Annotated in this window: 20 protein-coding genes; 13 read left to right on the top strand and 7 right to left on the bottom strand. The window is 44.0% G+C overall.

The annotated features are described in order from the left end of the window. Positions 1 to 29: 29 nt before the first annotated feature. A complete protein-coding gene (gene glgX, locus NZ875_03890) occupies positions 30 to 2,153 on the bottom strand; it encodes a glycogen debranching protein GlgX (protein ID MCS7174878.1) in 2,124 nt (707 codons plus the stop codon). Between the two features lie 18 nt (positions 2,154 to 2,171). Next, a complete protein-coding gene (locus NZ875_03885) occupies positions 2,172 to 4,118 on the bottom strand; it encodes a methyl-accepting chemotaxis protein (GenBank protein ID MCS7174877.1) in 1,947 nt (648 codons plus the stop codon). A 223-nt stretch (positions 4,119 to 4,341) separates the two neighbouring features. Here NZ875_03885 and NZ875_03880 point away from each other — a divergent pair, with 223 nt between their 5' ends. The 9 genes from NZ875_03880 to NZ875_03840 all read left to right on the top strand — a co-directional run bounded on the left by NZ875_03880 (position 4,342) and on the right by NZ875_03840 (position 14,017). Beyond that, complete coding sequence (locus NZ875_03880; protein ID MCS7174876.1) at positions 4,342 to 5,307, top strand: ABC transporter substrate-binding protein; 966 nt, start codon at positions 4,342 to 4,344, stop codon at positions 5,305 to 5,307. 168 nt (positions 5,308 to 5,475) lie between these two features. After that, the gene (locus NZ875_03875) at positions 5,476 to 6,996 is read left to right on the top strand and encodes a sugar ABC transporter ATP-binding protein (GenBank protein MCS7174875.1); all 1,521 of its coding nucleotides are present in this window, start codon (positions 5,476 to 5,478) and stop codon (positions 6,994 to 6,996) included. 56 nt (positions 6,997 to 7,052) lie between these two features. Beyond that, positions 7,053 to 7,964 carry an ABC transporter permease gene (locus NZ875_03870; protein ID MCS7174874.1) on the top strand — a complete coding sequence of 304 codons (912 nt, stop codon included), beginning with the start codon at positions 7,053 to 7,055 and terminating at the stop codon, positions 7,962 to 7,964. A gap of 3 nt (positions 7,965 to 7,967) precedes the next feature. Then, entirely contained in the window at positions 7,968 to 8,606 is a 639-nt protein-coding gene (locus NZ875_03865) for a hypothetical protein (GenBank protein ID MCS7174873.1), read from the top strand. A gap of 22 nt (positions 8,607 to 8,628) precedes the next feature. Beyond that, the gene (gene xylB, locus NZ875_03860; protein MCS7174872.1) at positions 8,629 to 10,179 is read left to right on the top strand and encodes a xylulokinase; all 1,551 of its coding nucleotides are present in this window, start codon (positions 8,629 to 8,631) and stop codon (positions 10,177 to 10,179) included. Continuing rightward, on the top strand, positions 10,176 to 11,153 hold the full coding sequence (locus NZ875_03855; protein ID MCS7174871.1) for an aldo/keto reductase: 978 nt from the start codon (positions 10,176 to 10,178) through the stop codon (positions 11,151 to 11,153). The genes xylB and NZ875_03855 overlap by 4 nt, the downstream gene beginning before the upstream one ends. 24 nt (positions 11,154 to 11,177) lie before the next feature. Beyond that, on the top strand, positions 11,178 to 12,014 hold the full coding sequence (locus NZ875_03850) for a GntR family transcriptional regulator (protein ID MCS7174870.1): 837 nt from the start codon (positions 11,178 to 11,180) through the stop codon (positions 12,012 to 12,014). Positions 12,015 to 12,030: 16 nt separating this feature from the next. Continuing rightward, positions 12,031 to 13,470, top strand: coding sequence for an NAD-dependent succinate-semialdehyde dehydrogenase (locus NZ875_03845; protein MCS7174869.1), 1,440 nt, complete (start codon positions 12,031 to 12,033; stop codon positions 13,468 to 13,470). Positions 13,471 to 13,483: 13 nt separating this feature from the next. Beyond that, positions 13,484 to 14,017, top strand: coding sequence for a glucose-6-phosphate isomerase (locus NZ875_03840; protein MCS7174868.1), 534 nt, complete (start codon positions 13,484 to 13,486; stop codon positions 14,015 to 14,017). Between the two features lie 45 nt (positions 14,018 to 14,062). Here NZ875_03840 and NZ875_03835 read toward each other — a convergent pair whose 3' ends face one another. Next, a complete protein-coding gene (locus tag NZ875_03835) occupies positions 14,063 to 14,944 on the bottom strand; it encodes a DUF4438 domain-containing protein (protein MCS7174867.1) in 882 nt (293 codons plus the stop codon). 53 nt (positions 14,945 to 14,997) lie between these two features. Between NZ875_03835 and NZ875_03830 the strand changes: the two genes are divergently transcribed. From NZ875_03830 to NZ875_03815, 4 genes are all read left to right on the top strand, one after another. Then, complete coding sequence (locus NZ875_03830) at positions 14,998 to 15,669, top strand: endonuclease III domain-containing protein (protein MCS7174866.1); 672 nt, start codon at positions 14,998 to 15,000, stop codon at positions 15,667 to 15,669. 95 nt (positions 15,670 to 15,764) lie between these two features. After that, positions 15,765 to 16,727 (top strand): cytochrome B5, encoded by a 963-nt coding sequence (locus tag NZ875_03825; GenBank protein ID MCS7174865.1) that lies wholly within the window; start codon positions 15,765 to 15,767, stop codon positions 16,725 to 16,727. After that, on the top strand, positions 16,724 to 17,086 hold the full coding sequence (locus tag NZ875_03820) for a hypothetical protein (GenBank protein ID MCS7174864.1): 363 nt from the start codon (positions 16,724 to 16,726) through the stop codon (positions 17,084 to 17,086). The genes NZ875_03825 and NZ875_03820 overlap by 4 nt, the downstream gene beginning before the upstream one ends. A 142-nt stretch (positions 17,087 to 17,228) precedes the next feature. Then, on the top strand, positions 17,229 to 18,782 hold the full coding sequence (locus NZ875_03815) for an alpha-galactosidase (GenBank protein ID MCS7174863.1): 1,554 nt from the start codon (positions 17,229 to 17,231) through the stop codon (positions 18,780 to 18,782). 25 nt (positions 18,783 to 18,807) lie between these two features. On the opposite strand, the gene NZ875_03810 is transcribed toward NZ875_03815, so the two are convergent. From NZ875_03810 to NZ875_03795, 4 genes are read right to left on the bottom strand one after another with little or no spacing between them, the layout of a single operon-like run. Beyond that, positions 18,808 to 20,328, bottom strand: coding sequence for an FGGY-family carbohydrate kinase (locus NZ875_03810; protein MCS7174862.1), 1,521 nt, complete (start codon positions 20,326 to 20,328; stop codon positions 18,808 to 18,810). Between the two features lie 3 nt (positions 20,329 to 20,331). Further along, a complete protein-coding gene (locus NZ875_03805; GenBank protein ID MCS7174861.1) occupies positions 20,332 to 21,768 on the bottom strand; it encodes an L-fucose/L-arabinose isomerase family protein in 1,437 nt (478 codons plus the stop codon). 35 nt (positions 21,769 to 21,803) lie between these two features. Next, a complete protein-coding gene (locus NZ875_03800; GenBank protein MCS7174860.1) occupies positions 21,804 to 22,457 on the bottom strand; it encodes an L-ribulose-5-phosphate 4-epimerase in 654 nt (217 codons plus the stop codon). A gap of 14 nt (positions 22,458 to 22,471) precedes the next feature. After that, the gene (locus NZ875_03795; protein MCS7174859.1) at positions 22,472 to 23,926 is read right to left on the bottom strand and encodes an alpha-N-arabinofuranosidase; all 1,455 of its coding nucleotides are present in this window, start codon (positions 23,924 to 23,926) and stop codon (positions 22,472 to 22,474) included. Positions 23,927 to 23,938 lie beyond the last annotated feature (12 nt).

The raw sequence follows: 23,938 nt of genomic DNA, 5'->3' as shown, positions 1-23,938 counted from the left end.
TTCTTGTATTATACTCTATCTATTTCATCTCATTTGCTTATGAAAATCACCGTGCTTCTTGGTTGTGCAATGTATACATAACCTACGTGTTCTGGCTCATCTAGAAAATCTTCGGGGCAATCTTTCGAGGTGTCGACCACTCTGTACCAACTTTTTCCGTGCAAGTACGGTAACACAAACCTCAAAGGTTCTCTCCATTGATTGAGTATCACGTAGATATCGTCATCTTGCTCACCATTTTTCACATCTCCACTGATCATGAAAGCGATAGAGTGAGAATGGTAAGAAAAATCGGGTTCAAAAGGTTTCACACCGTGCCAAGTCAAATCGGGTATACCACGACTCGTCGCTTGTCCCGTGAAGAAATGCTCTCGCCTGAGTGCCGGGTGGGCTTTTCTGAAGTGAATCATTTTCTTGAAGAATCTGAAAATATCGTGATGTTTATCCTTCAAGGACCAGTCCAACCAAGTAGTTTCATCATCGTGGCAGTAAGCATTGTTGTTACCTTTCTGTGTTCTGTACATCTCATCACCCATGAGCACCATTGGTGTGCCGTGCGAAACCATGAGTATCGCTATGAAGTTTTTCACTTGCTGCTTTCTTATCCTGTTTATTTCGGAATCATCGGTTTCGCCTTCTACGCCGTAGTTACAACTGAAGTTTTCATCTGTACCATCCCTGTTACCTTCCCCGTTGGCTTCGTTGTGCTTGTATCGATAACTCACCAGATCTCTCAGCGTGAAACCATCGTGACACGTCACAAAATTTATGCTCGCGTGTGGCGATCTTCCAGCATACAGGTCCGCACTTCCCGCGATGCGAGTCGCAAGCTCGGCGATAGTTCCTTCATCACCCCTGACGAAACGCCTCACGACGTCTCTGTACCTTCCATTCCACTCCGCCCATCCTTGTGGGAACTGGCCTAGGAAATAACCTCCTGCCGCGTCCCAACCTTCAGCGATGAGTTTCAAATCGTGCAAGACAGCATCTTCCGAGATGTCTTTCAAAAGGGACAGATCTCCTATCCATTTTCCATCCGGTGTTCTTCCAAGGATCGCGGCCAAGTCGAACCTGAAACCATCCACGTGCATCTCCGTGGCCCAATATCTCAAACTATCTATGATCATTTCCTTCACCACGGGATGGTTACAGTTCAGCGTGTTACCACAACCAGAATAATTCAAATAATTTCTCTTATTCGATGGATCAAGCATGTAGTAAATTTCGTTGTCTATGCCTCTGAATGAGAGTGTGGGTCCAAGCTCGTTTCCCTCACCTGTGTGGTTATAAACTACGTCCAAGATCACCTCGAAACCATTTCTGTGTAATTGCTTGACCAAATCCTTGAACTCGAAAACTTGCTCTCCGAGTTTGATGCCAGTTGAGTAATTTCCAGTTACGGCAAAAAAACCCAGGGGATTGTAACCCCACATGTCTTTCAAACGCTTACCGGTGAACGGATTCACGTTCATGTTGGAGTTCACAGAAAATTCGAACACGGGCATCAACTCTATCGTGGTCACACCGAGCTCCTTGAGATGTTCGAGTTTCTCCAAAATCCCTTTATAAGTGCCAGGATACTGCACCCCGGATGTTGGACTGATCGTAAAAAACCGTACATGCATTTCATAAATGATGGTGTCCTTCCATGGAATTTTGGGTCTCCTGTCATCCTCCCAATGGTAAACAGAATCGTCGATCACAATGCATTTGGCATGACTTTGTGCCGAATCGAGCGTTGAGAAAGACAGATCGTTCAGCGGCGAATTCTTATCGTAACCGTATATGTACGGTTCATCCCAATCTATCGTAGATGAAATCGCTTTGGCGTAAGGGTCGAACAGCAACTTGTTCACGTTGAAACGCTTCCCATTCTCAGGATCGTATTCTCCATCGACACGCCAACCGTAATACTGACCATGTCCAACACCATATACATAGATGTGCCAAATATCACCGGTGCGGTTTCTGATCGGATCGAGGAAAAATCTGTGTGATGGTTTATCATCGTAGTAATTTTGATAAAGCTCGAGTATAACCCTCCTACCATGCCTACTGAACAAAGCAAAATTCACACCGCTGTCGTCTGGTGTTGCCCCAAGTTTTGGATAACCTCTCTTCGTTCGTAACCGTACTTCAGGACCAGGGTTCATTTTCGATCTGTACCTCCATCACACTCTGAACCACCCCATTCGTTGCTTCAAAACCTCCGCAAGTTTTACGAGTTGTGAACTCGCTTCGCTTATTTGTTGACTGATCTTCGCTTGACTTTCGACGTTATCGTTCATCTTTTGAATCCTGTCCCCAATCTTTTTCATCGATTGCTCTAGAGACTTAACGGCCACATCCATTTCTTCCGATGCTGCACTCTGTTGTTCCGCACTCGCAGCTAAGTTGTTCGTCATAGTAGCAATTTCGTTTACACGCTGTGTTATTTCTTTCAACGATTGCATAACATGACTCGACTGCTGTATTACGTGCTGAATAGAGAGCACCAAATCTTTCGTGGCATTCGCTGCCCGGTCGGTTTCTTGCTTTATGCCTCCCAGGATCAGATTGATCTTCTCGGTAGCTTGTTTACTTTGTTCAGCAAGTTTCCTTATCTCATCCGCCACGACCGCGAAACCTCTTCCTGCTTCGCCAGCCCTCGCCGCTTCAATGGCAGCGTTTAAAGCCAGCAAATTTGTTTGTTCCGCGATTGAATTGATTGTATTAACTATTTCACCGATGTTCTGGGCTTTAATGAATAACTCCTCAACTATCTTAGCCGCAAGGTTTGATTTGTTCTGAGATTCATTCATAGCAGCTGTGATTGAGTTCAGGATTTGCTCGCCTTTCGTCGTGATCGTCTTCGCATACGTCGACTTTTCAGCCAATTCTTGGGAGGCTTTGGCAACATTTTGCGCGCTGCTGGCAACTTCATCGATGCCTGTAGTGATCTGGCTGAGTAGACTCGTAGCACCTTCAACAGATTCAGCTATTTCTTTCATTCCCTGTGTGAGTTGTTCTACTGATCTATCCAGCAGGGCAGAATCTTGATGAAAATTTTGTGAAGCTTCATCTATGCTGTTCGATACTTTCAGAATTTCCTCGACCGTGTTGCGGAGCGTGTGAGTCATTCGATCCAACGCGTGTGCCATTTGAGAAACTTCATCTTTACCCTTCATCGCGAAATTCACTGAAAGATTTCCCTCACCAAAGTCCGCTACACCGGCAGCGAGTTTTTTTATGGAATTGGCAACGCTGCCAGACACGATGTACACGATTAAAGCCGTCACGAAGACCAAAACAACGAACAGTACGGTTAAAAGGATGTTCATTCTCCGAGCGTCCTTCAGAATATCTGCTGAAGGAACAATTATTCCGAGGGACCATCCAGGGGTACCCTTCACCGGTGTGAAAAATGCGTAATACTCTTGATGTTTATCGTCTGTATACTTTCCATAGGAGGTTTGCAATTCCACCATCCTTTGGCCAATTTGACTGAGCCCTCTGTAACCTAACTCTTTATCTGCATCGGTCAAATTGAGCTTTAAAACTTTTGAACGGTCGGGATAAACCATCACAACCCCAGTTGATGAAACAACGACAGGAAAGCTAGTTTCACTCAGTTTGATCTCCTCGACCATTTTGGCCAACGTCTCGAGTGGTATCGTTCCCGCGTAGAACCCCAAGGTTTTTCCCTGATAATCTTTGAAAGATGCTGCCACTACAAAGCAAGGATTGGAACTGAACGGCGAAAGTTCCGGATCACTGATTATCAAATCTTTACCAGAAAAGATTTCCTTGAAGTAGGATCTATTTGAAATATCTGCTTCTTGTCCTTTGGTGGATCGCGCTATCCCATCATCATAACAGATAAAGAGATCTTCTGTGCCCTCAATTACAGCTTGAGCTATCACCTTTTTCTCTGCTAAAACCCGCACCCGATCCACGATCCTGTTGAGCCACTCCGTCATGGTTCTGCTTCCAGAGGCCACCAGTTTTTGTGCCGCTTTTTCAGTCATCGACACAGCCGATCTAGAGACGTTGATATAAACGATCAAGGCGATGCCAGTGGAAAGCATCACGATCGGTAGCAAAAGCCAACTGAGCATCCGAGAACGTATGGTTTTCACGGCTTTCACCTCCGTCACAGATCCTATCATAGATATCATAGATGTGATAAACAAATGAGATTACAAGCGAAATCAAAAACTTGAATGAGCATTCGAAAGCTCATAAAACTATAATGGGAAATTTTGCGCTTTCAAGGTAAGAAAACCCGACGAATTGGAAGTTGACGGGTTCATTAAAAGTTATAACATTATAATAGAATCCTTTTTGTGAGGGGGTGTTTGTATGAAGAGGTTGTTCACGTTGCTGAGTGTTCTTGCACTGTGTGTTGTTACAGTCTTCGGAGCTTACAACATTGCTTTCATCGTCAAAGCGACAGACTCGGAGTTCTGGCAGTACACCATCGTTGGGGCGAAGAACGCCGAGAAGGATCTTCAGGGGTTGATCAAGGTTACAGTGTACGGTCCTCCATCCGAAGCAGACATTGACAAACAAGTTGCCATACTCGAAGATGTTATAAGAACGAAACCAGCTGCTATAGTTATATCATCTACAAGCTCTCACGCAACGGCACCAGCTTTGAACAGGGCTTATCAACAGGGTATCAAGATCATTCTCATCGACAACTTCGTGTTCAACACAGGTTATAACAGCTTTCTTGCCACCAACAACAAACTCGGTGGAGGATTAGCTGCAGAAAAAGTGGTCGAGTTCCTCAAAAAAGCTGGAAAACCATTGAAAGGAAAAGTTGGACTCATCAGTTCAATGGCAGGCGTTCAGGTTTTGATCGACAGAGATGATGGGTTCAAGGCTAGGCTCAAAGAACTCGCACCAGAACTTGAAATTCTCCCAACAAGGTATGTCGACAACGACATAGCTAAAGCCATGGCTGCCACTGAAGATTTAATTACCGCATACGGTGACCAGCTCGTAGCGATATTTGCGGATAACAACCACACTGGTGTGGGAGTAGCTAGAGTGCTCGAAGAGAGAAGACTGCAAGATAAAATCATAGCGGTTGCGTACGACTCTGATCCTCAAGAAGTTGAGGCATTGAGAAAGGGCATACTCAAAGCTCTCATCGTTCAAGATCCACATGGTATGGGTTACAAAGGTGTCATGTTCGCATTCATGGCCATCAACGGTGAACCACTCCCAACCTATTTTGATACAGGAGTCTATGTCGTAACGAGGGAAAATATGGACCAACTCAAATGGGTACTTGATCCATACTTGAGGAAGAGATATTGAGACTGTTTCCTTGCCACTGAAACGAGGGGGTTTATCCCCCTCGTTTCTTAAACAAAAAATAGAATTAGAATCAGTGTGGTACAAATTTGAGAACTTTGAGTGTATCGATCGTGCACATGGGAATGGCCAGAGCAAACTTGAATGGGCTGGAAAAACGGGGGGAACGTGGTGGTTGATCTGCTGAGAATTGAGAATGTGAGTAAGTCTTTTCCAGGCGTGAAAGCTCTCGACAATGTGAATTTTACTTTAAGTTCAGGCGAGGTTCGAGGATTGGTCGGTGAAAACGGGGCTGGTAAATCCACCTTGATAAAGATAATCACCGGCGCGTATGAAAAAGATGGTGGAAACATCTATTTTTTGGGACGGGAGCTTAAAAAGATAGATCCAATTCTTTCAAGAAAGTTGGGAATCTTTGCTGTGTATCAAGATGTAATGATAGCCCCAGACATGAGCGTTGCAGAAAACTTCTTTCTCGGGTCTCAACCTACACGCTTGGGATTTGTGAGATGGAAGAAGATGAAAGCTGAGGCTCAAAGATTTTTGAAAGAAATGGGGCTCGAGGTCGATGTGAACAAGCAAATAAAAGAACTGAGCCTGGCTGAGAAAGAAATGCTAACCATAGCAAAAGTGTTACTCATGAACCCCAGATTAGTCATTTTCGATGAACCCACAGCGGTGTTAACCAGCAAAGAGAAACAACTTCTGTTCAACATGATAAGAACTTTGAAGCAACAAAATATCGGTGTGATATATATCTCACACAATTTAGAGGAAGTTTTTGAGATATGCGACTCGGTCACAGTATTGAAAGATGGCAAAGTTGTTGGAACTTATAATGTTTCTGAATTAGGTTCCGTGAAAGAGCTGATACCACTAATGGTGGGTAGGAAGATAGAAGAAATGTATTATAAGCAACAAGTAACCTTGGGGCCTGAAGTGTTGAGGGTTGAAAACCTCACGGGGAAGAAATTCAAAAACATTTCATTTTCTTTACGTGCGGGGGAAATCCTTGGTATCTACGGTTTAGTCGGAGCAGGACGAACGGAAATAGCAAGGGCAATATACGGTTTGGATCGTTTTCAATCAGGTTCGATCTATGTGCAAGGTAAGAAGGTCACCATAGGGTCACCGAGAGATGCTATTAGACATGGTATTGGATATCTTCCCGAAGACAGACGAACACAGGGAGTGTTTTCTATACAAAATGTTGAATTCAACGTCAATTCCGTGAACTACTCGGATCTACTGTCCTTTCTAGCAATTTTCGTAAACCATAAGAGAGCGAAAGAAATAGCTTCACATCAGGTCAACAGATTGGCCATCAAGACCCCAAGCATATTTCATCCTGTTCAAAAGCTGAGTGGAGGAAATCAACAGAAAGTCATCTTGGCCAGATGGCTAAGTAGAGTGGCCAATGTCTTGATATTGGATGAACCGACGAATGGAATAGACGTTGGAGCAAAAGCTGAAATATACAGGTTGATCAACGAGCTCGTCAGTCAAGGCAAGGCTGTTGTTTTCATCTCATCTTATCTCCCCGAGCTGATAGGTATAAGTGATAGGATCATCGTCATCTCGAATGGGACGATAGCTGGTGAAGTAGGGCGGAACGAATTTTCTGAAGAAAAACTTTTGACTCTGGCGATGATCAACTATATTGGAACTAAAAGAGGGGTGGACGTACTGTGAAAGATCGCGCCTCTGTGTTCAAAGGGTTTACAACTTTTAGTGAGAAAAATTTGCTTTTGATATTCGCTGTCCTCGTCGTGTTGCTCGCCGTTGCCACGAAAGGTGCCTTCCTGTCTTTTGGAAACATAACCAACTTGCTACGGCAAACATCCATAAATGGTGTTGTAGCGCTTGCCATGTTGTTCGTGATCATCACAGGTGGAATAGATCTATCGGTGGGCGCGATAGTTGGTATTTCAGGGATGGTCTATGCGATGCTAACTTCAAACAGACTGGATTATCAACTTTCGAGCGTTCAGGCGATTTTGATAGCACTTTCCGTTTCAATTTTGCTTGGCTTAGCGAATGGTTTTGCAGTGTACGATATGAAGATACCTCCTTTCATAGCCACTCTCGGTGTCATGACGTTTGTCAGAGGGTTGGTGATGTACATCTCAGGTGGAAGAATGATCACAGGATTGCCTCGAGGTTTTACGAATTTTGCTTCCATGATCTTTTTGGACGTGCCTGCACTCGTTTGGTTGTGGTTGGCTATAGCTTTGATCTCAGGGATCGTTCTCAAATACACAAAGTTTGGAAGGAATTTGTATGCTATTGGTAGCAACAGAGAAGCTGCAAGACTTTCCGGTGTGAATCTGAGATTGAACTATCTATTTGCCTACGCAGTTTCAGGTTTTCTAAGCGGTGTGGCAGGTTTAATGCTTGCTTCTAGACTCGCTGCCGGTGTTCCAACAGCTGGTCAAGGCTATGAGCTCGATGCAATAGCTTCCGTTGTAATAGGTGGAGCGAGCCTGAGTGGTGGGGTAGGGACTGCACTCGGAACAGTCATAGGAGCAATCCTGATTCAAACACTGAGGAATGGGGGGAACCTGCTCGGAATAGACCCGTTTGTCATGCAGATGATGATCGGTTTGATCATAATAGCCGCAGTATTCTTTGACCAATACATCAAAGCGAAGAGGGGATAAGCTGTGAAACTCTACATAGATGGTTGCAGTGAAACGGCAATAAAAATAGCTGAAGATTTCAATTTAGGTATCACGACGAATCCAACCATCATTCTCAGAGATCGACCTGGTGAAACCATCGAAGAAGTAATTGAGAGACTCAAGTTGGCGAAAGTACCTGAAATCTTCGTTCATTTAGAAACATTTGACGAATCGATCCTCAGCTTAATCGATCCAAACAAATTCGTTATTAAGTTGCCTTGGATCCGGAATAAATACGATCTTGCTCTGACTTTCAAAAAAGCCGGATTTCGTGTCTGTGCCACGGCAGTCTACACTCCTCAACAAATTGTTAGCGCGGTTCTTTTTGGAGTCAATTATGTGGCCTTTTATTTTGATAGATCTTCGAAAAAAGGTTTTGACCCACGCGAAAAATTGTCCTGTTTCATTTCGATGATAAACAAAACTGAAGGAGAATTGACGGTCATAGTGGCGAGTTTGAAAACAATTGAACAGGTGATTGAAGCAATCAACGTTGGAGCGACCCATCTGACAGTACCGGTAGAGTTGTTTGAACGGCTACTTCAAGAGGATGAAATGGCCTTGAATGACGCCTTCGAATTCAGTAGGGATTTTGCAAAACTTGTTCGAAATTTTCCATGATTATTTCGCAGAGGTGGTATCAGTGGAATACATAATTGCATACGATCTTGGAACCACAGGCAACAAAGCGACTCTCTTTAGAACGGATGGAAAGCTTTTGGCCAGCTCCTTCTATCCTTACGAAACTTTTTATCCAGCTATCAACTGGGTTGAGCAAGACCCAGAGCAATGGTGGCATTCGGTGAAAGTGACAACCACTAAATTACTTTTGGAAACCAAACTAGAACCGGAGCAAGTAAAATGTGTGAGTTTCAGTGGACAGATGATGGGAGTGGTACCACTGGATGAGGAAGGTAACGTGCTCAGAAGAGCCATCATATGGGCCGATCAAAGGAGTGTCGAGCAAGCTAGAAAGCTAGAACAGGCGGTTGGGAACAACGAAGTTTATCTCATCACTGGTGGTAGAATCACCCCTACATACTTTGGACCAAAAATCGCTTGGATTAAAGAAAATGAACCAGAGGTATACAAAAGAACTCATAAATTCCTTTTCCCTAAAGATTTCATTGTGTATAAACTCACCGGCGCTTTTGGAACAGATTTCTCCGACGCTTCTATGAGTGATATTTTCGACATAAAGAAGAAGCGTTGGTCAGAAAAACTCGTATCAGCCCTCGGTTTGGATCTAGAAAAGCTCCCAGAAGCCACAGATTCTATAAAGATCGTTGGCAATGTTCTACCGAAAGTTGCGAAAGAAGTGGGGCTCTCTCCAAAAACGCTGGTGGTCAGAGGCGCTGGAGATGGCCCATGTGCTACTGTGGGAGCTGGGGTTTTCGATTCAACGGAAGCCTACCTTTACCTTGGTTCATCGAGTTGGATCAGTACTTGTTCTAATGAACCTTTCTTTGATCCATTTGCGAGAACATTCAACTTTTTCTATCCTGTGCCCGGCTTTTTCTGCCCGACTGGTACGATGCAAAGCGGAGGGGGAGCCTATCAGTGGATCAAAAACACTGTGTGTGATTTGGAAAGCAAAGTTGCTCGAGATCTTCATCTGGATGTTTACACGATCTTGGATGATATCCTCGACAACACTGAACCAGGGGCAAAGGGATTGATTTTTCTTCCGTATTTACTTGGAGAGAGAAGTCCCCGTTGGAACGTGAATGCGAGGGGCGCTTTCATTGGACTTTCAGTGTTACACAATAAAGCTGATTTGTTGAGGGCGGTTTTGGAAGGTGTCTCGATGAACTTGAAGATCATACTCGACATCTTTGAAAAAGTTGGTGGTTTCAAGTTCGAAAAAATCCGATTGATCGGGGGAGGAGCCAAAGGTCGTAACTGGAGACAGATAATTTCAGACATTTTTCAAAAGGTTGTGACGGTTCCTCAGTATCCTGCGGAAGCTACATCGATAGGAGCAGCTATAACTGGTGCGATAGGAGCTGAGATGATAAGTTTGAAAGAAGCAAAAAGCTTTGTAAAAGATGTCATCACCATTGAGCCAAAGCAAATTCATTGGGAAATCTATGAGAAACTCTATGAATTATTTGAGAAAAGTTATCAATCTTTAATAAACGTGTTCGATGAGTTGGCAACCCTACAAAAACCCAGGAAGGAGGAAGATCGATGAGGTACAGGAGCACTGAAAAATTTCCAGTGAAGGTATCAGTAATAGGGTTGGGCTGTTGGGGATTATCAGGCCCGAGCGTTTGGAGAAACTCCAGTGATGAGAACTCAATTAAAACCGTTCATAAAGCGCTAGAATTGGGAGTCAACTTTTTCGATGTGGCGCCCGTCTACGGATTCGGTCACGCAGAAGAAATTCTTGGGAAAGCCATCAAGGGTTTTCCTCGCGACAAGATCATTATAGCGACAAAATGTGGTTTGATATGGGACCAACAAGGCAGAATAAAAAGATGTTTGAGCAAAGAGAGCATCATGACAGAGATAGATGCTAGTTTAAAGAGGCTCAAAGTTGATTATGTCGATCTTTATCAGTTGCATTGGCCAGATCCTAACACACCAATTGAGGAAACGATGGAAGCCATGCTCAAACTGAAAGAGCAAGGTAAAATCAGATACATTGGTTTGTCAAACTTCTCAGTAGATACCGCTCAACGTTTATTGCCGCACATAAGCAGTATGCAAGGTTTATACAATCTGTTTGAACGAAATCCAAAAAGTTATCACAACATACCACTCGAGTATCGTACCGAAAGTGAAGTTCTACCGTTCTGTAAGAAAAACGGTTTGGCTTTCTTCCCGTACAGTCCCCTCATGCAAGGTGTGCTGACTGGCAAGTTGTCAGACAATGAATCCTTCACGGATGTACGCTCAGCAAATCCTAAATTGACCGGTGAGAACTACAAAAGATACATCGCCGCTGCAAATAAACTGAAAACTTTGGCATCCAAGTTCGACAAACCCCTAACTCATTTGAGTCTCAACTGGCTCATCAAACACGAGGAGGTAACTTCGATCATTGCAGGTGCTACTGGTCCCGAAGAAGTCGAGGAAAACGTGAAGGCAATCGACTGGGAGTTGAGCGATGAAATTTACAATGAAATTGAAAAAGTTGTTCAAGAAATGAACGTTATTGATTAACATAGTATATTGGGAGGCGAAGGGGTGAAATTTCATCCGCTGGAACCTGTGAACAAAGATTCTCCCGTACCTTTGTACTACCAAATTGAGAGCATACTTCTGAGGTGGATCTCTAAGAATTTAAAACCTGGCGATATGTTACCAACCGAGAAAGAGTTGTGTGAAGCTTTCGGCGTCAGTCGTATAGTCGTCCGTCAAGCTCTAAACGATCTAGTGAACCGAGGTGTGATCAAAAGAAGACGAGGTGTTGGCACGGTAGTGATCAGGCCGAAAATAAACGAATATCTGGTATCAAGGCTCACAGGTTTCCATGCGGATATGAAGTCTCAAGGATTAGAACCTAGAACCAAGATTTTATCAAAGAGGTTGGTAAAAGCAAATGAATTGTTGGCTTATTATCTAGATCTGAACATAGGCGACGAGATCGTGGAACTTCAAAGACTGAGATTTGTCAAGGATGAACCTATTTTGATTGTCGTTAACTATATACCACGAAAGTTTTGTCCAGATCTCCTCGATGAAGACCTCGAAAACCGATCACTGTATGAAATATTGGAAACAAAGTACAAGATCGAGCTCGTATGGGGTGAAAGAACCATCGAGGCAATTTCAGCGAGCTCAGAGGATGCCAAGTTACTTTGGATAGATAGGGGATCACCATTGATCTTTCTGAGAAGCATAACTTACACACACAACAATGTTCCGGTAGAGTATTACGAAGCCAAACATCGTGCCGATAGAGCCAGGTTCGTGACACGTTTGTTTAAAACTTCCAACATCGAAACTGACGAGTTGGAACAGGTTCTCAACAAAGAATCCAAGTTGACCAAAACTCTCAACAGAACGTTCAACGGGCGTTGATAAGGAGGAATAAACAATGATCTATAAGTGCATCATCAATAACAAATTTGTGGAATCGTCCTCGGGCAGAACCATCCCAGTGAGGAATCCAGCAAACACTGAACAAGTAGTTGGTGAGGTTCCTTCACTTACGGTTGAGGAAACTGAACAGGCCATAAGATCGTCATACGAAGCGTTCAAGGTTTGGAGCAACACAGGTCCAAGCAAGAGAGCCGAAATTCTGAGACAAGCAGTGAAGGTGGCTCGAGAGCGTCAGAATGAAATCGCAAAGTTGTTGACACTGGAACAGGGAAAGCCTTTCAGTGAAGCTAAAGAAGAGGTTAAGGCAAGCTTGGATTCTATAGAATATTTCGCAGATAATATTCTGAGTGTGTTGGGTGAGACTTATTCCACAGAGAAAAACAACAGACTCAGCTTGGTTCTTAAGCAACCTGTGGGTGTTGTTGCCGCCATAGTACCGTGGAATTATCCATTGCTTCTTTTATCATGGAAAGTTGGGCCAGCCCTAGCAGTCGGATGCACAGTGGTTGCCAAACCCTCATCTTATACCCCACTGTCAACACTCGAATTAGTCAAATGCTTCTTAGAAGCGGGATTACCTGCCGGGGTTTTGAACGTCGTCACTGGGACAAACAAGGAAGTTGGCGAGGTACTAATAAGTCATCCTTTGATCTCGAAGATAGCTTTCACAGGTAGTACCGATGTTGGAAAGCACGTGATGAGTGAAGCATCAAAAACCGTCAAAAAACTCACCTTAGAGCTTGGTGGTAACTGTCCAATGATAGTCTTTGAAGATGCTGACGTATCGATCGCTGCAAAGGATGGCGTACGAAGATCGTTCAGAAACGCAGGTCAGATATGCAATGCCGTTAACAGAATGTACGTACATAAATCCATATTTTCTGATTTTGTCGATGTTTTTCTCGAAGAAACCAAGAAGATCAAGGTTGGTAATGGTTTAGAAGAAGGCGTGACTATGGGTCCACTCACGACTCTTGAAGGATGGAGGAGGGTGGAGAGCGCTGTTAAAGAAGCATTGGAAAAGGGTGCAAAGGTTCTGTATGGTGGAAAAAAACCGTCGGGGGATAAATTTGAAAAGGGTTATTTCTACGAACCAACGGTTTTGGTTGAGACAGATCACACCATGAAAGTTGTCAAAGAGGAGATGTTTGGACCAACCGCACCTATAATGGTTTTTGAATCTTTCGACGAAGCCATCTCGATGGCAAACGATACGGATTATGGTTTGGTTGCGTACGTTTACACGAAAGATTTGACCAAGGCTCTCAGAGCTTCCATGCTCTTACAATGTGGCACAGTTGGCGTAAACAATGTTGTTGGAGGAGAATTCGCATATCCGTACGGTGGCTGGAAACAGAGTGGCTTTGGTGTTGAAAATTCCCATCACGCCTATGAACAGTACCTCTTACTCAAACATGTGAGGATCGATTACTGAGAGGTGGCAAGAAATGAGACCATTCTCAGTCTTGTTCGATCTGAACGACTTAAAAAGTTTTGTAGGACGACATATCGTAAGAAGATATTGTGACGTGAAAAACATATTTTTAAAGCGTGATCCAAACCTTGAGAGACAAAATCCTATTATTTATGAAGTGTTTGAAGTGCCGGTGTCTGAAAGAGAGGGTGAACTCATTTTCTTAATAACGGTTGTTCACCCAGGAACGGTTCAAGGCGAATATTTCATGACTAAAGGTCATTTCCATGTCATTGAAGATACGGCCGAAGTGTACTACGGTTTGGGTGGTAAGGGATTGATATTGTGCCAAACAAAATCGGGAGATTTCGAGACGGTGCCCATAGAGAAGAATAAAGCAGTTTATATTCCACCATTTTGGGCTCACAGATCGGTGAACATCTCAGATGAACCGTTGGTGTTCTTCGCAGTTTATCCAGCCAACGCTGGGCACGATTACGTGACAGTTGAAGAATCTGGCTTCCAAAAAAGAGTCTTCCGTCAAAACGATGGATTCGTCTTGGTGTAAAATCAAGCCCCATCTTTGCAACAAGATGGGGCTTTTTAAAAAAAATCATCCTCTATATCTACCAATTTTCAGTATTTTACCTATGTTCGCATCTGCATCTATGACTGGTTCGATCAACGGTTTTGCGCATGTCATGAATATGGTCACGCCAGGGCCATGACCTGCATATTTGCAATCACTGTGAATGATCACCCCAACGCTTGCCGCACCTTTTCGGTAGCAACGACCATAGCTGTTATCATGATCTTGAATAAAAACAATATCTCCAAAGCGAAGGTTCATTAAGTTGTTTTCCTTCAGAGCTTCTCGATCTGCCGTCATGATATCGTAATCACCTGTGCCCATGCTCGTTGAACCGATGCCAGAACCCATCAAATACGAAGGCACGACGGCTACGACTGGAACGAGCAATTTACCGTTTTTCTCAACTATTCCGAGTTTTTCAAAGAGATTTGGGTCAATGTTATACACGTGAACATCAGGATAATCGAGCAATTCTAAGCCTTGACCGAAAGCCTTTATGAGGATCTTATCATCGAGTGTCAACTTTTCTAAGACTTCATCAGGAAAGTCTATCAAAACGTGCTCTGCCCCACCATGATGGCCAGTAACTACACCCTTCGCCCCCTTGGCATCTCCTGTCACAACTCTCGCTTCATTACCGATACATGCGTAAAAATTGTAACCTTTGTTTGGACCAGATTCGCGTTTTTCTTGATCGAGGATCGTGGAAACTCCCGGTTCAACGTGATCTGCAGCCCAACCGAAAGCAGGATCACCCACCTTCACGTTATAAGTGATACCACCCGTTCCAGGAAGCATGAAGGGTTTACCATCGTGTGCAACGGCATGCCTTCCTGTGTGTTCGGGTTTCACGATCGTTCCTTGCACGGAGATCATGACTAACTTTTCTTTGTTTGTTCTCACTTTTTTCACCTCCTACGTTTATGATAGCATTCAAAGATCGGGAGGATTTTCAATTGTACCTGCTGAAAGATATCTACCAAAGGCTTTATGAAGCGTATGGTCCTCAAGGTTGGTGGCCAGCTGAGAGCTGGTTTGAGATCGTTGTTGGAGCCGTGCTCACTCAAAACACAGCCTGGAGGAATGTGGAAAAAGCCATCGATAATCTAAAAAAGAATGGTGTTTTAGATCCGCAGAAAATGTTGGAAATATCGGAAGAAGATCTCGCACAACTTATAAGGCCTGCTGGATTTTGGAGAGTAAAATCGAAAAGGCTCAAAAGACTTCTTACAAAACTTTCCGAGTATGACTTCGATTTTGAAAAGATCAAAAGTAACCTCAAAAGAGAAGAACTGTTAGCTGTGGATGGAATAGGACCAGAAACGGCAGATTCTATTCTTTTGTATGCGTTTGATCGCCCATACTTCGTTGTAGATAATTACACCAGAAGGATTTTGAACAGACTTGGATTGCTGAGCGACAAGGCAAGTTATGTTGAAATACAACGCGTGTTCCACTCAGTGATTGAGGATGTCTATACTATGAAAGAATTTCACGCACTGATCGTAGAACATGCAAAAAGAACTTGTAAAAAGAATAATCCAAGATGTGGTTCGTGTGTTCTGAAAGACATTTGTCGGTGTTCAGGTTTTATGAACACCCCTTTCGAAAACCCAAAGAGTTACTAAGTTAATAGATTTACAAGAATGATTTGTTTTTGTTCTGTCATGTTTAGATCAAATGAGATTCATTATTGTGATAGAATCAAATTGAGGTGATGTTTGTGAAAAAGATCATTCTGTTTTTGGTGATCTTTTTGTCGGTTGTGATTTTGGCGCAGGATCTTACGAACTTCGATATCACTCAGTTCAAAGGCCAATTTCCGCTGATAAGTTTACAGAGGCTCATGGAAACGGACGAGTTCGTCTCAGTAGAGGGTGTAGTCTATAGAATCAAAGCTCCCAAGAAATTTCTCACACGTGCAGAAGTCGATCCAAAGTTGTTGAACGACTCCACGTTCGTGGGTTTCCTAGCGATCAACATTGACGAACTGAAAACTCACGACGGCAAAGGTAAGCCTGCCTTAGTCGCTGTGAATGGGATCGTGTACGATGTTTCCACGTCAGCTCGTTGGAGAAATGGTGTTCACCAAAACAGGCACAGTGCAGGTGAAGAACTCACTCACGACATAGTGAAACTCTCCCCACATGGAACCAGATTACTCAGCAGAGTTAAACCTTTTGGAGTACTCGTTTTCAGGGTGGAACAGCTTGCCCGCTTCAATGGAAGGAATAAAAGCAAAGCTTACGTGGCGGCTTTCGGTGTAGTCTACGACATGACCAACTCAAAAACCGTTAAAGACGGTGAACATTATGGTTATCCTATGGGAAACGAATTGACTTATGAGATAAAGCAACGTCCAGGTCACGTGGAACTCCTCAAACGTGTACCGGCGATAGGCTTACTGGTTTTCGATGAAGTGAGTCTTTCGAAATTCGATGGAAAAACCATTCGGGCATCAGTTCAAAAGCAAGTGCACAAAGCTTTCATCATGGTGGCAGATCGTGTGTATGACGTAACAGATGTGACAGATTGGCGCGAAAAACTCGGTTTGAACGAAGATGAGCACCCAGGAAGAGACTACACGATTCATTTCGAATGCGAGCTTGGAGAAACATGTTCCCATGAACATCCAGACCCTGCAATTTTGAAAGAATTCAGCATCGTTGGGTTCAGGATGTTATGATGTACAAAATTTTAGCTTGGACGAGTGTCGTACTTTTGTTCTACAATTTTTCTCTCTTTCCGCTCCGAAGACTTTTGAAAAAATTCTCTTGGTCAAAGAGATTTCTCTTCTACGGCTCTAAAATACACAGATTCACGGGTATAGCTCTCTTGTTCACTGGATCGATTCACGGTTATCTTGCCCTCGGTGCTATCAGAATCCACACAGGTTCTCTGCTTTGGCTGGGTATCTTAACCCTTTTCTCGATCTATTTATTCAGGAAAATCTTGAAAAGAAAATGGCTCAGCATACATAGGTGGACCGATTTCATAGTCATGGCCATGTTCTTTGTTCACTTCTTCTTCCCATGGTTGATATGATCCATGAGTTATGAGCGATGTCTGAACCGGCCGTCTGGGCCGGTTTATTCTTCATAAGTGGTAGAGTTTTTGCAGAGAGTGATACTCTAATTGATGGAATGCTATGGTTCGTTCGAGCAAGAATAGATGGGGAGGTAGGAACATGCTATTGGAGGTTTTGAAAGAAGGCACATTTTGTTTTAAGCAGAAAGACTGTTCTATTGAATTGAGGGTACAACGAATCAACAACGTTTGGTTAATTTCTGGAACAGTGGTCGGTAGACCTGGACGCATAGAGCTACTCGCTTTACCGGTTAAGGAGGTTTTGCTTTTGAACAATTGGCAATCTTGGGGGCCATGTCGTACTGTTAAGAAAAATCAGCAGATTCAGGTGAAACTCAATGAAGATTGGAAATACAGTGCCTCAATGTTTCCAGAAATTTTTGAAAAGAAACTCGTGAGTGATTATTTCTTCGCAACTGAGGGCTCGGTAGCGGGATTTTTAAGCTCTAGAATCGGTCATGGATTTTTCACGATCGAGGACGATCGTGTCGTAGCCTGTCTTGAATATTTCGATCGATGTTTCGATGAACCTACGGAACTTGAACCTTTGTTCATAGCTGAAAATTCGAACACGGCGCTTCTGCTCGAACATTATGCAGAAGCTGTAAAAGCTCACAACAAGGTTGAGTTTCAATCCTTCGAAACTGTTGGTTGGTGTAGTTGGTATCATTACTTCCTCGATTTGAGTTGGGATGAGTTGTTGAAAAATGCGAAACTAGCGGGCCAGTTTGGAATCACAACGTTTCAAATCGATGATGGGTATGAACATGATATAGGTGATTGGACTATCACGAAAGAAAGTTTTCCAAGGCTGGAAGAAATTATAGAGGCGTTGAAAGGATATGGTCTAAAAGTGGGGCTCTGGCTGGCACCGTTCAGTGCTTCGGAGACATCCCAACTTTTTAAGGAACATCCTCAATGGTTTGTGAGCGAGAACGGTGAACCGAAGATGGCTTACAAGAATTGGAATAAGAAAATATACGCTTTGGATCTCACGAGGAACGATGTGAAGCGATGGTTATGGAATTTGTTCAAAGATCTGAAAGAGCTCGGCGTTGAATATTTCAAGATCGACTTTCTTTTCGCTGGTGCCATTCCCGGTGAGAGAACAGAGCGCCGAACTCCAGTGGAAGCCTTGCGGGAAGGTTTGAAAGTCATCAGAGAGGCGACTCAAGGTGCTTTCATCCTAGGTTGCGGCTGTCCTTTGCTCCCGGCAGTTGGTTTAGTTGATGGAATGAGGATCGGTCCAGATACGGCACCGTACTGGGGAGACGATAAACCCGATGCGGGTCTTCCATCAGCAAAGTGGGCACTTAGGAATGCGATTACAAGATATTTCATGCACAAACGTTTTTGGGTCAACGATCCAGATTGTCTCTTGTTACGAGCACAGCAAACTCAAATGAACTTGCAGGAAAGACAAATCTATGCATACGTTTGTGGAATGTTGGATAACATGATAGTTCTCAGTGATGACCTAACGTTGCTGGATGAGGAAGCCAAGAATGTTTTGAGACATGCTGTATCATTGCGCGGAGGAAAAGCGAGGGTCGAAAACGTTCTTAGTACTGATTTGACCTACTTCATCACCTCGAAGGGAACAAAATTTTTCGTGGATTTGAACGGCAAGAAGTTCTCGTTTGAAAAGCTTTGAAAAACCCCGTCCGAGAGACGGGGTTTCAAAGTTCTTGCATGAGTTTTTTCGTATTTTCATAGAGTTTTAGGTAAATTTCGTAATACTTGTCGTAGATTTTCTTATTTTCAGGTTCTGGTTCGATGGGCTTTTTGTACTTCACCCACTCTTTAATCCTTTCAGGTTTATCTATCACGCCAGTACCGAGACCTGCCAGGAACGCGTCACCAAAAGGTGCTTCGACCAAGGTTTCAACTTGTCTCATTTTGAAACCGGTGACGTCGGCGAATATTTTCACCCACACGGAGGACTTTGCAACACCTCCCACGATCCAACACTCTTCGTTCAATTTCAGTCCGGCTTTCAAACCTGCTTCTATATTGTGCCTCAGAGCGTAAGCACCGGCCTCCATCAAAGCTCGATAGATATGAGATCTCTTATGATAGAGAGTTACGCCAAAGATGACACCGCGTGCGCTTGGATCCCAGATGGGAGACCTCTCACCCATGAAGTAAGGCAGCACTACGATGCCGTCGCTTCCCGGCGGCACTCGCTTGACTTCTTCATCGAGTAATTGATAGGGTGATACTCCGATTCGCTCACCTACAACAGTTTCGCTCTCTGCGAATTGTTCTTTGAACCAACGTGCCAACGCACCCGTTGTTGCAGAACCACCGAAGGTGTATATCCTCTCAGTGTCGTACACGACGTATGGGTAACTGACCAATCCGAAAGCAAGCTTACTCCCATCGTGTACAGTACCCCAACACGTTGATGTACCAACCATCGCGACGTGCTCTCCTTCTTCGAGTGCCCCAGCGGAAAGTTGTGCCACCGGTGCATCTATACCTCCAGCAACGACGGGCGTACCCTCCAACAACCCACAGAGCTGTGAAACTTCCCGCTTGACTTTTCCAACCACTTCGGAAGACTTGACTATCCTTTCTGGCAGATATTCCATAGGTATGCCCAAAATGTCGCACATTTCTTTGGACCAATTGAGCTTTTTTACATCGAACACGCCTCCAAGATTACCAGCAGAGGAATAATCTATGGCAAGGCACCCGGTCATTCGATGAATAACGTAATCCTTCGGAGTGACGAATTTGTAGACTTTTTTCCAAATCTCGGGTTCGTTGTTTCTTATCCACATGATTTTGGTGAAACCATAATAAGAATCAACATAATTTCCAGTTATCGAAAAGATCAAGTCCTTCGGTACATTCTCCTTGACCCACTCGGTTTCCCGAACCGCACGTCTGTCCATCCATATCAAACAAGGCCGTAACGGTTCCATGTTTCTGTCGACGGGAATGCCAGAACCACCGTACAAACCACTGATAGCGATACCAGCGATGTTCTTCTTTGGAACGTTCGCTCTTTCGATGACTTCCTTTATCGTCTCAAAAGCTGCTTTGACCCACACATCGGGCCATACTTCAGCCCAGTTCGGTTTCGGTGTTATCACATCGTATTCTCTCGTGGCTTCGGAGAGAACCTTCCCCTTTTCGTTCACAAGGACGGATTTTGTCCCCTGCGTTCCTATGTCAGTACCAATCAAATACACAGCTCATACCTCCTCACGATGGCATGAGCATTCACCAATTGTGAAGATCTCCCAGTTGAGATAGTTCTCCAGTGCTTCAATGACTGCATCTTTGACCAAGCTCTTACTCACAGCTACGTGGTGCTCAAAACCGTATTTGACTATCAAATGGAGCAATGATCTTAAATTGTTTATTTTTGCAACACCATAACCTCCAAACGTTTCTATTGGATCGTCGGTGAATTCTCCTTCAGCTACAAAACCTGCGATGATACCTTCTGTGTCAAATGATGAAAGTCTCAGAAAAGTTGCTGGACCGGGTGAGATCCTACCAACACATGTACCGTACGCGTTCTCAGCGCCAACTGTGCCTGCAATGATTTGCTGGTAAGACATCTCACAACTCTGGAAGAACGATACTGGCAGATTGCTACAATGGAACATGACGGCTTTGTCTGGATCATCACCGTAATTGTTGTTCCAATCCATCAGTGCAGAAGGTTTTCCCGAAGCAAGTTGAAGGACGTACATGGAGAGCGCTCCCATGACGTCGGTTTCACAAGCGCTCGGTAATAGAGATTCAGATAAGAGACTCATCACGGCGCATGGAACCACACCGTAGAGCATTTCTAGTGCCGTCCAGCACTGCAACGCCATGGCTTTTACCCCGTTGTTCTCTATCCACTCGTTTATGGCTGCAGCAAGGCGTGCCATTCTCTCTAAAGCTTCACTTGGAACATTCTTAACGTTGAAGGTTGTGCGAAGTTTCTCAAGTTCGTGTTTTACCCTCTCGGATTTCGATTCAAAAGATTTGGCGCGCGCGATGATTTCTGACAGATCTACCGTCACCACGCTGATCCCATACTTCTCCAGTATTTTCTCGCTGAACCTGACTGTATTGAAAGCGGCTGGTCTAGCACCTATGGCACCTATTTTTAAACCTTTGACACCTTTCACGATGCGACAAATCGCAAAGAATTTCTCGATATCTTCTTTGAACTCTTTACTTTCAGGATCCTCAACGTGCAGTTTTGTATCTGTGAAAGATATACCAAACTGAACGAGGTTGTTGCACAGAGATATCTTCCCGCAGAAAGAATCGCGCCTGTGGCTCACATCCATTTTTCCAAGTTCGTCAGCAAAAGCGTGGACCAAAACTGGTACGTCCAAACCGGACATGCGTATTGCCAACGCTGCCGAACCTTCATCGCCGAAATTTGGAAGCGTCACTATGATGCCATCGATTTTATCCGCGTGATCTCTAAAGAGCTTTGCACACTTTTCTGCGTCCTTCAGGTTTTCAACCGCACCGTACTTGGTGTCTGCAGGACTGAGAGTTATCACATTCGCTCCCATCTCGTTGAGCACTTTCAGAATCCTCTTTCTACCTTCCTCCACGAGTGAACCTGGAAAGAATCCCCTGTTCCCCACGAGTAACCCCACAGTCGTCCGTGCTTGCATCACGATCTACCTCCTTCATGCGGTTTTCTTATATTCTAACTCCCAGTTTCTCTTCTTTGCCCGTACCTACTGTGGTACTGCTCAAAGAGTTTCTCAACTTCCACATTGGTTAATGGCACTGGAATGGTCATCAAGTTGGCGAAGTACGCAATCTTAGCCACTTCTTCGAGGAATATCGCTTTTTTAAGTGCATCCTCTATGCTCGTTCCAAGAACCATCACTCCGTGTTTCCTCAACAGCACCGCGCCAGAACGTCCCATCACTTTCAGAACGGCCTTACCTATGGCTTCAGATCCAACGGACGCATACTCCGTCAACGGGATTTCTTCTCCAAAAACATCGGCGTGCGCGGTGCACAACACAGGTATCGGTCTTTCAATGACCGCCCATACGGTAGAGAAAGTTGAATGAGTATGAACGATGGAGCGTGCCCAGCTCACATTTCTGTAGAGATACAAATGAGTTGCCGTGTCTATCGATGGTTTTTTACTGGCTTCGATCACGTTTCCCGAAAGATCAACGACCACGAAATCTTCCGGTTTGAGTTGAGAATACGGAACACCCGATGGCTTGATTATGACATGGTCATTCACCCTAACACTCACATTACCACTCGTGTATGAAACCAAGCCGTATTTCTCCAATGCCAAGTGTGCTTCGTACAACTGCTTTTTCTCCACTTCGTACATGTGCTCACCTCTTTTCAAACGAGATTCATCTCGATTACCGAGCATGAGGAAGGCCTCAAGGTGAGGTTAAAGTTCTCATCGACCAAAATTGCTTCTTCCAGTATGCTAACAACGTCTGGATTCTCAAAACTGTTGCGAGCATGTACATCTGGACCTGTTAATGTGTACATTTTTGCTATCCTTTTGTCAACCCCCTCAACTTTGATCGGTACTCTCAAAGCTTCATCCTTTTTATAGTTGATGACGGTCACATACAACTTTTTTCCGTCCTCGGAGATAGTTGCAGAGGCATCCAAATAAGGCACGTTCGATAGAGAAAAGGGAGTTTTGTTGAAAAACATAACGCTTTCCACATCGTACGTTTCGCTTTCAACATGTGTTTCTACAAGCATAGATCCTGAATGGTTAACGATCAGCTCGAATGCCTTATACACGGGAGTGAGGTACAGACCACTTTTTTCGGTGTGTATCGCGCCTAAAACATTCACAAGTTGCGCCAAATTTGCTATAGGAACTATATCACTCATTTTCTGTAGTGTTATCAACACCCCACACACGAAGATACCATCCTTAAATTCGTACGGTTCTTCGAGCTGGTTGTCTACGACCCTGTACCAAACGTTCCATTCATCCAAAGCGATCTTTATGATATCTTTTCTTCTGGCGCGACTCATATCGATCAACTTTTTGAGCCCCAACAACCTTTCTTTGAGCAAGTACACCGTGGCGACTGTACCATAATAATCTTCACATCCTGTGTAAAAATGATAAGAAATGTAATCCATGATGTCGCCAGCAGTATTCAGAACTTCTAAGTTCCAGGTGGGATCATCGCAACCTACAAGAATGGTTTTTATCGAGGGATCAAAAACCTTCATCCATTTTGCATATTCTCTGGCTTTCCTCGCATATTCCTCTGCTTTCATGTGGCCAATTTGCCACTCGCCGTACATTTCGTTGCCAATACCCCAAAACTTCACATCGTACGGTTCAGAATGACCAAACTTCGTCCTCAGCTGTGCATAATACGTGTTCCCTTTTCCGTTACAATATTCCAACCAACGCAAGGCTTCATCTAAGGTTCCAGTACCCATATTGATGCAAATATAAGGTTCTGCTCCTATTTCTCTACAGTATTCTATGAACTCGTCTGTACCGAACCTATTTGATTCTTCTCTCTGCCAAGCGAGATCGAATCTGACAGGCCTTGATGCTTTTGGTCCTATGCCATCTTCCCAATGATAATTCGAAGCAAAATTTCCTCCTGGCCACCTCAATATCGAGACTCTGATTTTTTTAACGGATTCGAGAACATCTCTTCTGAAACCACGCTCATCTGAAAGAGGAGAATTTTCATCATAGATACCACCATAGATGCATCTACCAAGGTGCTCTATGAAATGACCGTAGATGTATTTACTAACTGGGCCCAGAACCTTGCTTTTTTTTACAACAATTTGATAAGGCATACCACATCACAC

The sequence above is a fragment of the Pseudothermotoga sp. genome (assembly GCA_025060105.1).
Taxonomy (GTDB): domain Bacteria; phylum Thermotogota; class Thermotogae; order Thermotogales; family DSM-5069; genus Pseudothermotoga_A.
The sequence above is the reverse complement of the archived record's forward strand: the minus strand, read 5'-3'. Positions and strand labels throughout refer to the sequence as shown.

What these genes read in the sequence shown, in the direction of transcription:
- glgX (MCS7174878.1), bottom strand. Translation starts at nt 2,153, where the DNA reads ATGAACCCTGGTCCTGAAGTACGGTTACGAACGAAGAGAGGTTATCCA.
- NZ875_03880 (MCS7174876.1), top strand. Translation starts at nt 4,342, where the DNA reads ATGAAGAGGTTGTTCACGTTGCTGAGTGTTCTTGCACTGTGTGTTGTT.
- NZ875_03855 (MCS7174871.1), top strand. Translation starts at nt 10,176, where the DNA reads ATGAGGTACAGGAGCACTGAAAAATTTCCAGTGAAGGTATCAGTAATA.
- NZ875_03845 (MCS7174869.1), top strand. Translation starts at nt 12,031, where the DNA reads ATGATCTATAAGTGCATCATCAATAACAAATTTGTGGAATCGTCCTCG.
- NZ875_03840 (MCS7174868.1), top strand. Translation starts at nt 13,484, where the DNA reads ATGAGACCATTCTCAGTCTTGTTCGATCTGAACGACTTAAAAAGTTTT.
- NZ875_03820 (MCS7174864.1), top strand. Translation starts at nt 16,724, where the DNA reads ATGATGTACAAAATTTTAGCTTGGACGAGTGTCGTACTTTTGTTCTAC.
- NZ875_03815 (MCS7174863.1), top strand. Translation starts at nt 17,229, where the DNA reads ATGCTATTGGAGGTTTTGAAAGAAGGCACATTTTGTTTTAAGCAGAAA.
- NZ875_03805 (MCS7174861.1), bottom strand. Translation starts at nt 21,768, where the DNA reads ATGCAAGCACGGACGACTGTGGGGTTACTCGTGGGGAACAGGGGATTC.
- NZ875_03800 (MCS7174860.1), bottom strand. Translation starts at nt 22,457, where the DNA reads ATGTACGAAGTGGAGAAAAAGCAGTTGTACGAAGCACACTTGGCATTG.
- NZ875_03795 (MCS7174859.1), bottom strand. Translation starts at nt 23,926, where the DNA reads ATGCCTTATCAAATTGTTGTAAAAAAAAGCAAGGTTCTGGGCCCAGTT.